The sequence below is a fragment of the Actinotalea sp. genome, from assembly GCF_041597215.1.
GTDB lineage: Bacteria > Actinomycetota > Actinomycetes > Actinomycetales > Cellulomonadaceae > Actinotalea.
On record NZ_JBFHHB010000110.1, the window covers coordinates 1 to 10,279 of the forward strand.

General features: G+C 70.5%; 12 protein-coding genes. 4 read left to right on the top strand and 8 right to left on the bottom strand.

Annotated features, from left to right (window positions below):
* Positions 1 to 224 precede the first annotated feature (224 nt).
* Both ABWK99_RS09255 and ABWK99_RS09260 read right to left on the bottom strand, forming a co-directional pair.
* Positions 225 to 833, bottom strand: coding sequence for a histidine phosphatase family protein (locus ABWK99_RS09255; RefSeq protein WP_372594410.1), 609 nt, complete (start codon positions 831 to 833; stop codon positions 225 to 227).
* 52 nt (positions 834 to 885) lie between these two features.
* A complete protein-coding gene (locus ABWK99_RS09260; RefSeq protein ID WP_372594411.1) occupies positions 886 to 1,446 on the bottom strand; it encodes a MarR family winged helix-turn-helix transcriptional regulator in 561 nt (186 codons plus the stop codon).
* A 140-nt stretch (positions 1,447 to 1,586) separates the two neighbouring features.
* On the opposite strand from ABWK99_RS09260, the gene ABWK99_RS09265 reads away from it, so the two are divergent.
* Positions 1,587 to 2,141 (top strand): YceI family protein, encoded by a 555-nt coding sequence (locus tag ABWK99_RS09265; RefSeq protein ID WP_372594412.1) that lies wholly within the window; start codon positions 1,587 to 1,589, stop codon positions 2,139 to 2,141.
* A 76-nt stretch (positions 2,142 to 2,217) separates the two neighbouring features.
* On the opposite strand, the gene ABWK99_RS09270 is transcribed toward ABWK99_RS09265, so the two are convergent.
* Positions 2,218 to 2,469 (bottom strand): glutaredoxin family protein, encoded by a 252-nt coding sequence (locus tag ABWK99_RS09270; RefSeq protein WP_372594413.1) that lies wholly within the window; start codon positions 2,467 to 2,469, stop codon positions 2,218 to 2,220.
* A gap of 51 nt (positions 2,470 to 2,520) precedes the next feature.
* Here ABWK99_RS09270 and ABWK99_RS09275 point away from each other — a divergent pair, with 51 nt between their 5' ends.
* Positions 2,521 to 3,342 (top strand): HAD family hydrolase, encoded by an 822-nt coding sequence (locus tag ABWK99_RS09275; protein WP_372594414.1) that lies wholly within the window; start codon positions 2,521 to 2,523, stop codon positions 3,340 to 3,342.
* Between the two features lie 122 nt (positions 3,343 to 3,464).
* On the opposite strand, the gene ABWK99_RS09280 is transcribed toward ABWK99_RS09275, so the two are convergent.
* From ABWK99_RS09280 to ABWK99_RS09290, 3 genes are all read right to left on the bottom strand, one after another.
* Positions 3,465 to 3,563, bottom strand: a complete 99-nt coding sequence (locus ABWK99_RS09280; protein WP_003792170.1) for a 30S ribosomal protein bS22 — start codon at positions 3,561 to 3,563, stop codon at positions 3,465 to 3,467.
* 132 nt (positions 3,564 to 3,695) lie between these two features.
* Positions 3,696 to 3,929, bottom strand: coding sequence for a helix-turn-helix domain-containing protein (locus tag ABWK99_RS09285; RefSeq protein ID WP_372594415.1), 234 nt, complete (start codon positions 3,927 to 3,929; stop codon positions 3,696 to 3,698).
* A 158-nt stretch (positions 3,930 to 4,087) separates the two neighbouring features.
* Positions 4,088 to 5,266 carry an acetoin utilization protein AcuC gene (locus tag ABWK99_RS09290; RefSeq protein WP_372594416.1) on the bottom strand — a complete coding sequence of 393 codons (1,179 nt, stop codon included), beginning with the start codon at positions 5,264 to 5,266 and terminating at the stop codon, positions 4,088 to 4,090.
* A 94-nt stretch (positions 5,267 to 5,360) separates the two neighbouring features.
* Here ABWK99_RS09290 and ABWK99_RS09295 point away from each other — a divergent pair, with 94 nt between their 5' ends.
* Positions 5,361 to 6,725 carry a TrkH family potassium uptake protein gene (locus ABWK99_RS09295; RefSeq protein WP_372594417.1) on the top strand — a complete coding sequence of 455 codons (1,365 nt, stop codon included), beginning with the start codon at positions 5,361 to 5,363 and terminating at the stop codon, positions 6,723 to 6,725.
* The gene (locus tag ABWK99_RS09300) at positions 6,718 to 7,413 is read left to right on the top strand and encodes a TrkA family potassium uptake protein (protein ID WP_372594418.1); all 696 of its coding nucleotides are present in this window, start codon (positions 6,718 to 6,720) and stop codon (positions 7,411 to 7,413) included. The genes ABWK99_RS09295 and ABWK99_RS09300 overlap by 8 nt, the downstream gene beginning before the upstream one ends.
* A gap of 84 nt (positions 7,414 to 7,497) precedes the next feature.
* Here the strand turns inward: ABWK99_RS09300 and mmsB are convergent, their stop codons facing one another.
* Both mmsB and mmsA read right to left on the bottom strand, forming a co-directional pair.
* The gene (gene mmsB / locus ABWK99_RS09305) at positions 7,498 to 8,679 is read right to left on the bottom strand and encodes a multiple monosaccharide ABC transporter permease (protein WP_372594419.1); all 1,182 of its coding nucleotides are present in this window, start codon (positions 8,677 to 8,679) and stop codon (positions 7,498 to 7,500) included.
* Entirely contained in the window at positions 8,676 to 10,217 is a 1,542-nt protein-coding gene (gene mmsA / locus ABWK99_RS09310; RefSeq protein WP_372594420.1) for a multiple monosaccharide ABC transporter ATP-binding protein, read from the bottom strand. The genes mmsB and mmsA overlap by 4 nt, the downstream gene beginning before the upstream one ends.
* Positions 10,218 to 10,279 lie beyond the last annotated feature (62 nt).

Genomic DNA, 10,279 nt, shown 5'->3' on the forward strand with positions numbered 1-10,279 from the left:
CCAGGTGGTCACCGAGGCGTCCCCCGAGACGTACCCCGCGTCCTCGCCGTCGTCGGTGAGCCCCGCCGTGCTCACGCAACCCGCGAGGGAGGACAGCGCCAGGACCGCCACCACCACGACGGCGATCGCGAGGACGATCGGTCTCCCCGCTGAGCGCAGCATGCGCATCCTCAGGCCCCCGGGGTCTGCCGGGTCCCGGGGAGCAGGTCGCCGGCGGGCTCGCTTTAGGTGATCCCGCTCAGCTCGTCGCCGTCGAAGTGCAGGCTGGTCAGCGAGGCGACCGAGCACTCGCGCTTGCGCGGGTCGTGCCACAGCCGCTTCCCCTCGAGCGCCTGCCGGGTGACCCAGATCGGCAGCTGGTGGCTGACGATGACGGCCTCGTGCCCCGTCGCGGCCTCGCGTGCGGCGCTGACCCCGGCGAGCATGCGGGCGACCTGCGCCCGGTACGGCTCTCCCCAGGAGGGACGGAAGGGGTTCCACAGATACCGCCAGTGCGCGGGCCGACGCAGCGAGCCGTCGCCGACCCCGAAGGTGAGCCCCTCGAAGTGGTTCTCGGCCTCCAGCAGTCGCTCGTCGGCCTCGACGTCGAGGCCGAAGGCCTCGGCGATCGGCCGGGCCGTCTCCTGCGCGCGCTGGAGCGGGGAGGCGACGACGTGCACGACGTCTCGCCGCTCGCCAGGCTCGTCCGTCGCACCCACGAGGTGACCGGCGACGCGCTCGGCCATCGCCACGCCCCGCTCGGAGAGCCGGAAGCCGGGGAGTCGTCCGTAGAGGACACCGTCAGGGTTGTGCACCTCGCCGTGTCGCAGCAGGTGGACCGTGGTCGTCGCCATGGCACCAGTGTCGCTCACCGCACAGCCGCTTCGCGCACGCGCTCACGCAGGCTCAGCCGGTCACGTCCGGGGCGACCAGGGCCATCGCCTCGCCCAACGCGGCGAGCTGCTCGGGGGTGAGCACGTCGACCAGGTGCTCGCGCACCGCGCGCACGTGCCCGGGCGCGGCGGCGACCAGCAGGGCGTAGCCCTCGTCGGTCATCGCGGCGTTCACTCCTCGACCGTCGGCGGCGCAGCTGCGTCGCTCGACCAGTCCCCGCTTCTCGAGCCGGCTGACCGTGTGGGTCAGCCTGCTGCGGGAGTGCACGAGGGAGTGGGCGAGCTCCGACATGCGGGCGGTGCGCTCGGGAGCCTCGGAGAGCCGGACGAGGATCTCGTACTCGCTCAGGGAGAGACCTGCGTCGTCGTCGAGCTCGCGCGAGAGGGCCTCCGTCAGCCGCGCGACCCCGAGCAGGTACGCGCGCCAGGAGGCCTGCTGCTCGGCGGTGAGCCACCGGACCTCGCCCGCCGTTCCCGGCACATCCTCCGTCGTTCCCGGCACATCCTCGGCAGCCGGGGCGCCGGCCGGCATGACAGCCGGACCGCTCTCCTGGCTCCTCGACGTCTCGCGCATCCTTCGCTCCTCGCTCGCAGACCCGCATCGGGGGGCTTGCGCCCCGGGCCCCAGTGTAGTAGAAATCTCAACTAGCAAGTGTTGACGATTCAACTATATGGGTGGCCGGCCGGTCGCCCACACCGATCCCGGAGGCCCTCATGACGACCACCACGCTCCCCACCACCCTCCCGACCGGCACCTTCGCGGTCGAGACCTCGCACAGCCAGGCGCACTTCTCCGTCCGGCACGCCGGCATCGCCAAGGCCCGCGGCACCGTCGCGATCGTCGAGGGCACGCTCGTGATCCCCGAGGACCGCACCGCGGCGACCGTGACCGCCACCCTCGACCCGGCCACGGTCGACACCCGTGACGCCAACCGGGACGGGCACCTGCGCACGGCCGACTTCTTCGACGTCGACAACCACCCCAGGTGGTCGTTCGCCTCGACCTCCGTCGAGACGGACGGCGACGACCTCCTCGTGCACGGCGACCTGACCATCCGCGGCACCACGCGCCCCGTCACGCTGCGCACCGAGTTCAACGGTGCCGCGACCGACCCGTTCGGCACCGCGCGCATCGGCTTCTCCGCCTCCACCGAGATCTCCCGCAAGGACTTCGGCCTGGTGTGGAACGCCGCACTGGAGACCGGCGGCGTCCTGGTGGGCGACAAGGTCACCATCACCCTCGACATCGAGGCCGTGCCCGCCGCCTGACCGGCAGGGGCGTCGCGGACGCCCGCACTCAGCCCGACCTCAGGGCCGCCGGGGAACCCGGCGGCCCTGAGGCGCGTCACCGCGGGGCGAGTGCCCTGCGCACGCGCCCGGCGTCGATCCGCCAGTAACCCTGGACGACGCCGTCCACCGTCACGACCGGAACCATCTCGCCGAAACGCTCCACCAGGACGGGGTCCGTGTCGATGTCCACGACATGGCACGACACACCCGTCTCGGCCGCGAGCCGCGTCAGCAGGCCGAGGGCGTCGTCGCACAGGTGACACCCCTCGCGCACGTACAGCGTGAGCCTGCCGTCCTGCCCGCTCACCACTCTGGCCTCATCCGACCGAGGATAGAGGCCGCGGCTACAGTGGGTGACGTGGCCGAGCCAACGTCTGTCGCTCCCCGTGCGGCAGAAGGCACGGCGGCCTTCTTCGACCTCGACAACACGATCGTGCGCGGAGCGAGCGCCTTCCACCTCGCCATGGGCCTGCGCCGACGAGGATTCGTCGGCTTCTTCGACCTCGCGCGCTTCGCCGTGCACCAGGCGCGGTACCTCGCCCTCGGGGAGAACCTCGACGAGATCGCGCAGGTGCGCTCCAAGGCGCTGTCCGTCGTCGCGGGGCGCTCGTCGGCAGAGATCACCGCGATCGGCGAGGAGGTCTGGGACGAGGTCCTGTCCTTGCGCGTCTTCCCCGGGACCCATGCCCTGCTGACGGACCACCTCGCGGCCGGGCACGAGGTCTGGATCATCACCGCGAGCCCGGTCGAGGTCGGCGAGCTCATCGGCCGTCGGCTCGGCGTGACGGGAGCCCTCGGCACCGTCGCCGAGCAGAAGGACGGCTTCTACACCGGCCGGCTCGTCGGCGACATGCTGCACGGACAGGCCAAGGCGGAGGCCGTGCGGCGCCTCGCGAGCGAACGCGGGCTGGACCTGTCGCGGTGCTACGCCTACGGCGACTCCGCCCACGACATGTCGATCCTGGCGGCGGTCGGGCATCCCGTCGCGATCAACCCCGACCCGCGGCTGCGGAGGGCTGCACGCGCGAAGGGCTGGCCGGTGCGCGAGTTCCGCGGCCGCCGCCGCGCCGCCGCTCGCGGGAGCATGCATGCCGCGAGCTGGGCCGGCGCCGTGTGGGCGGCCAGCGTCGTGCTCCGCGCCGGACGGCGCGCCCTTCAGGCGAGAGCCCTGCCCGACTGAGCCCGGCTCCCCGACCGACGCGGCGCGGTGGACCGCCGGACCGGCACCGGGCACCCCGGACATGCCGAAGGCCCGGCACGAGGCCGGGCCCGAGGCGTACGCAGCTCAGACGAGCCGCAGCGTCACTTCTTGTTGCGGCGCTGGTGGCGCGTCTTGCGAAGCAGCTTGCGGTGCTTCTTCTTCGCCATGCGCTTGCGACGCTTCTTGATGACGGAGCCCATGGGTCCTCGCAATTCGGGTCTGCACGTCACCGGTCTGGAATGCCGGAGGGCGCGCGCGGAAAAGTCCGTTGGTCACTCTACCGTGTGCGCGGGGTACCGGCGCACGGGGGGCCTGAGGGCCACCCGCCGAGGTCAGCCGCTCCGGCGCGAGGAGTGACCCTCGCCGTCGACGGTCGAGGCGGGGGAAGCGGCGAGGTAGGCCTCGAGCGCCTCGATCGGCACGCGGTAGGAGCGTCCGACCCGTACGGCCGGCAGCTCGCCCGACTGGGCGAGCCGGTACACCGTCATCTTGGAGACCCGCATCGTCTCGGCGACCTCCGCGACGGTGAGGTAGCGCGGCCGCGACCCCTCGGGACCACTGCTCATGCTCGTCCGCTCCTCGTACCCGAGCCGAGGGTGGATCCGCCGGCGCCGTCCAGCGCTCAGGGCGCTGCGCTCACCCTAGGGCCTGGTGATGCGCCTGTGAAAGGGGCGAACAGAGTGACAGGTGGTGCGCGTCACCCGGGCGGCCCTGCGGACGTCCGTCAGTCGAGCATCGGGTCCAGGTCGTGCCAGTGGAAGGCGGCCCGGCGGGTCGCGAGGATCGCCCGGTCGACGTCGTTCGCGGGGTCGTAGCCCTCGGCGAAGGTCCGCACCCGGGGCAGGACCACGTCGTCCCCCATCGTCGCCGGGATCGCCACGCCCCAGGTGGCGGCCGCCCGGTCATGCCAGTGCGCGGGGAGCGGGGTCGAGAGGTCGACCGGCGCGTGCGCGGCGATCCCCAGCAGGTGCGCCCACACCCGCGGCACCACGTGCGCCACGGCGTAGCCACCCCCGCCGAGCGCGAGCCAGCGCCCGTCGGCCACCTCGTGCACGAGGTCGTGCAGCAGGACCGCGGCCTCCCGCTGTGCGTCGACCGAGACGGCGAGGTTCGTCAGCGGATCGAGCCGGTGCGTGTCGCAGCCGTGCTGGCTCACGACGAGCTGGGGCTGGAAGGCTCGAAGGAGCTGGGGCACGAGCGAGTGGATGGCGCGCAGCCACTCGCCGTCCCCGGTGCGGGAGGGCAGTGCGAGGTTGACCGCATGTCCCCTGGCCGCGCTGCCCCCGAGGTCGCCGGGGTGGCCCGTGCCGGGGAACAGCGCGTGACCCGTCTCGTGCACGGAGATCGTCAGCACCCGCGGTTCGTCCCAGAAGGCCCGCTCGACCCCGTCGCCGTGATGGGCGTCGATGTCGACATAGGCGACCCGTTCCGCCCCTGCGTCGAGCGCCGCCCTGATCGCCACCGCGGCGTCGTTGTAGACGCAGAAGCCGGAGGCGTGGTCCGGCATCGCATGATGCATCCCGCCCGCGAGGTTGACCGCGTGCTGCGCCTCACCGGTCCAGACGGCGAGGGCTCCGTCCACGCTCCCGCTCACCACCCGGGCCGCGGCCTCGTGCATCCCGCGGAAGACGGGGTTGTCCTCGTTGCCCAGGCCGTGGTCGACGTCCACCTCGCCCGTCTCGGAGCAGTGCCGCACCGCGGCGACGTAGGCCGGTGCGTGGGTCAGCTCGAGGAGGGAGTCCGCGGCCACCTCCGCCCCGACGATCTCGACCGTCGGCAGATCGAGCAGGCCCAGCTCCTCGGCGAGGCCGAAGGTGGCCTCCAGGCGAAGGGGAGCCATCGGGTGCTGAGGGCCGAAGTCGTAGGCCAGCAGCGACGGGGACCACACCACGCGCGTGTGCATGGCTCACCGTAACGCTGCCTCGTGCCACAGTTGTCGCCGGAACGCGACGACCGGATCCCCGGCGTCGCACGTCGCAGGCACTGGGAGGTGGTCCGTGCAGGTCCCCCGCCCGCTGCTGGCCGCCCGGTCGCTCGTCGACTCCGCAGCACGCCACTCCCCCGCACGCCTCGCGGTGACCGTCTTCGCCGGAGTCATCGGCGTGTTCACCGCTCTGCTGCTCCTCCCGCAGGCCACCGCGGACGGCACGGGCGCCTCGGTCGCCGACGCCCTGTTCACCGCCACCTCAGCCGTCTGCATCACCGGCCTGACCACGGTGGACACCGCGACCTACTGGTCCACCTGGGGCCAGGTGGTGATCCTCGTCGGGATCAAGGTGGGCGGGCTCGGCGTCATGACGCTCGCCTCGCTGCTCGGCATGGCCGTCTCGCGACGGATCGGCCTGACCCAACGCCTGCTCACCGCCTCGGAGACCAAGATCTCGCGGCTCGGCGAGGTCGGTGCCCTGCTGCAGGTCATCGTCGTGACTTCCACGGCCCTCGAGCTCGCGATCGCCGCGGCCCTGTTCCCCCGGTTCCTGGTGCTCCGGGAGACCATCGGCGAGGCCGCCTGGCACGCGATCTTCTACGGCGTCTCCGCGTTCAACAACGCGGGGTTCGTCCCGACGGCCGGCGGCCTCGTCGAGCACCCCTCCGACTGGTGGCTCGGTGCGCCGATCCTCCTCGGGGTCGCCATCGGCTCTCTCGGCTTCCCCGTCATCCTCGACATCTGGCGCACCGGCAAGGCGTACTCCCACTGGTCGCTGCACACCAAGCTCACCCTCGCGACCTCTGCGGTGCTGACCGTCGGGGGCGCGGTGATCATCGGCCTCTTCGAGTGGAACCGGGAGGAGACCTTCGGTCGGCTCGACACCTCCGGGAAGTTCCTCGGCGCCCTCATGGCGGGCGTCATGCCCCGATCCGGCGGGTTCGCCACCGTCGAGACGGGCGCGATGCACGAGGCGAGCTGGCTCTTCACCGACGCCTTGATGTTCGTCGGCGGAGGGAGCGCCTCCACGGCCGGTGGGATCAAGGTGACCACCCTCGCGGTCATGGTCCTGGCGATCATCGCCGAGGCGCGCGGAGACCGTGACGTGGAGGCCTTCGGTCGGCGGATCCCCCGGGAGAGCCTGAGACTCGCCGTGGCCGTGGCCTTCGTCGGGGCGACGATCGTCCTGGTCTCCAGCCTTGCCCTGCTCGAGCTCACCGGTGAGAAACTCGACCATGTGCTCTTCGAGGTGATCTCGGCCTTCGCCACCGTCGGCCTCAGCACCGGGATGGCCTTGCCCGAGTCCGCGAAGTACCTGCTCTCCGCCCTGATGTTCGTGGGGCGCACGGGCACCATGACCGTCGCAGCCGCACTCGCGCTGCGTGATCGGCGCCGGGTCATCCGGTACCCCGAGGAGAGGCCGATCCTTGGCTGACAAGCTTCCCACCCCAGCCCAGCGCGGCGAGAAGCAGCGCGCGAAGTCCGGCATCCTGGTCATCGGACTGGGCCGGTTCGGCTCGGCGATCGCGACGACGCTCGAGGCCCAGGGCCGCGACGTCCTGGTCGTCGAGCGCTCCCCCGCGCTGGTCAAGCAGTTCACCGGGCGCTTCCCGCTCGTCGAGGCGGACGCGACCAACCCCGAGGCGCTCGCGCAGGTCGCAGCGAAGGACTTCTCGGTCGCCGTCGTGGGTGTGGGCACCTCGCTCGAGGCGAGCGTGCTCATCACCGGGAACCTCGTCGACCTGGGCATGCCGCAGATCTGGGCGAAGGCGATCTCGCCGGAGCACGCCCGCATCCTCACCCGGATCGGTGCGCACCACGTCGTGTTCCCCGAGTCCGATGCCGGCACCCGGGTCGCCCACCTCGTCTCGGGCAAGCTCCTGGACTACATCGAGGTGGAGGACAACTTCACCATCGTCAAGATGAGCCCGCCCCTGGAGACGCACGGGTTCACGCTGGCCCAGTCCCAGATCCGGACGCGCTACGGAGTCACCGTGCTCGGCGTGAAGTCCCCCGGCGTGGAGTTCGCCTTCGCGACCCCGGAGACCCGGATCGGGGCGAACGACATCCTCATCCTGTCCGGTCACGCCGACCTGCTGGAGCGCTTCGCCCAGCGACCCTGATCGACGAGGACGGAGCCGGCCACCGGTCGGCGCACGACGGGGCCCGGTCCACCGAGGTGGACCGGGCCCCGTCGTGCCGGAGGGTCAGCGCACCGAGCCGGAGCGCCTCTTGTTGTAGATGTCGAACGCGACGGCGAGGAGCAGCACCAGGCCCTTGACGACCTGCTGGAAGGCCGTCTCGACGCTGAGGAGCTGCATGCCGTTGCTCATCACGGCCATGATCAGACCGCCGACCATGGCACCGCCGACCTTGCCCACACCGCCGGAGACCGACGCGCCACCGATGAAGCAGGCGGCGATCGCGTCGAGCTCGAACATGTTGCCGGCTGCCGGCTGGGCGGCGTTGGACCGCGAGGAGAACACGATGCCGGCCACCGAGGCGAGCACGCCCATGTTGAGCATGACGCCGAAGTTGACCCACTTGACCTTCACGCCGGAGAGCGCAGCAGCGGTCTTGTTGCCGCCGAGCGCGTAGACGTGCCGGCCGAAGACCGTGCGGGTGGTGACGAGCGTGTAGGCGATGATAAGCACCGCGAGGATGATCAGCACGATCGGCAGACCACGGCTGTTGGCCAGCTGCCACGCGAAGGCCATGACCACCGCACCGACGACGAGGATCTTGAGTGCGAACTGGGGGATGCCCTCGACCGCCTGCTGGTAGGCCTGCCGGGCAGCGCGTGCCCGCCACTGGCTCACGGCGTACCCGGCCACCGCGATGCCGAACACGACGAGGGTGAACAGGTCGTAGCCCTGGCCGCCGAGCAGCCCGTTCGAGAAGCCCGCCGCGATCTCCGTGTACGGGCTGCCGAACGGGGAGAGCGAGACGTTGTTCAGGACGAGGAAGGTCAGCCCACGGAACAGCAGCATGCCCGCCAGGGTCGTGATGAACGCCGGGATCCCGACGAAGGCGACCCAGAAGCCCTGCCAGGCGCCGATCGCCACGCCGACCAGCAGGCCGGCCACGACGCCCACCCACCAGGGCATGCCCTGGCGCACGACGAGCGTGGCGCTCACCGCGCCGACCAGCGCCACCACGGAGCCGACCGAGAGGTCGATGTGCCCGGCGATGATGACCATCACCATGCCGATGGCGAGGATGAGGATGTACGAGTACTGCAGGACGAGGTTGGTCAGGTTCGTCGGCCCGAGAGACAGGCCGTCGGTGAGGATGGCGAACAGAGCGACGATCGCGACGAACGCGATGTAGATCCCACTGGTCCGCAGGTTCCGGGTGAGAGAGTCCCGGATGGTGGCCACGACGCTCATTTCGCCTGTTCCCTTTCCTTGGTCATGAGCTCCATGAGCCGCTCCTGGGTGGCATCCGCGATGGCGACCTCGCCCGTGATCCGGCCGAAGGCCAGGGTGTAGATCCGGTCGCAGATGCCCAACAGCTCAGGCAGCTCTGAGGAGATGACGACGACCGCCTTACCTGCGGCGACCAGCCGGTTGATGATGGTGTAGATCTCGTACTTCGCGCCCACGTCGATGCCACGGGTCGGCTCGTCGAGGATCAGCACGTCCGGGTCGGTGTAGATCCACTTCGACAGGACGACCTTCTGCTGGTTGCCGCCGGAGAGCTGACCTGTCAGGGCCAGCACGTTCGGCGCCTTGATGTTGAGGCTCGCCCGGTACTCCTCGGCGACCTTGAGCTCCTCGTTGCCGTTGACCCAGCCGCGGGACGACATCTTGTGCAGCCCGGCCGCACTGACGTTCCGCTTGATGTCCTCGATGAGGTTGAGCCCGTAGGTCTTGCGGTCCTCCGTCGCGTAGGCGATGCCGTGGGCGATCGCCTCGGACACGGTGCGGGTCCTGATCTCCTTGCCCCGCTTGAAGACCCGACCGGTGATGTTCCGGCCGTAGGAGTGGCCGAACATGCTCATCGCGAGCTCGGTACGACCCGCACCCATGAGACCGGCGATGCCGACGACCTCACCTGCCCGGACGGTGAAGCTCGCACCGTCGACGACGATCCGCTCGGACTGCGTCGGGTGGTGCACGGTCCAGTCCTCGACCCGGAGGACCTCGTCACCGATCTGCGGGGTCCGGTGCGGGTACCGGTTCTCCAGGTCGCGGCCGACCATGCCCTTGATGATCCGGTCCTGGGTGGACTCGGGGAGCGACATGTCGATCGTCTCGATCGTGCGGCCGTCCCGGATGATCGTGGTGCGGTCCGCGATGTTCTCGATCTCGTTGAGCTTGTGCGAGATCATGATCGACGTGATGCCCTGCCCCTTGAGGTGGCGGAGCAGGTCGAGCAGGTGCTGGGAGTCAGTGTCGTTGAGTGCGGCCGTCGGCTCGTCGAGGATGAGCAGCTTGACCTCCTTCGAGAGCGCCTTGGCGATCTCGATGAGCTGCTGCTTCCCGACACCCAGAGCGCCGACGGGGGTGATCGGCTGCTCGGTGAGACCGACCCGGGCCAGCAGCTTCGCGGCCTCGGCGTTGGTCTTGTTCCAGTCCACCAGACCGCCACGGCCCCGCTGCTCGTTGCCGAGGAAGATGTTCTCGGCGACGGACAGGTACGGGACCAGCGCGAGCTCCTGGTGGATGATGACGATGCCCTTGTCCTCGGAGTCGTTGATCGACCCGAAGCGGGCGGGCGCGCCCTCGAAGACGATCTCGCCCTCGTAGGTGCCGGCCGGGTACACGCCCGAGAGCACCTTCATCAGGGTCGACTTCCCCGCGCCGTTCTCCCCGCAGATCGCGTGGATCTCGCCGCGTTCGACCTCGAGCGAGACGTCCTGGAGCGCCTTGACGCCTGGGAAGGTCTTGGTGATGGAGCGCATCTCCAAGATGTGAGTGGTCATGCGTTCTCGCCTCTCGTCTGGCTGTGGACCGCCCGGTGGCCGGTCCGGAGGGGGCTGACCCC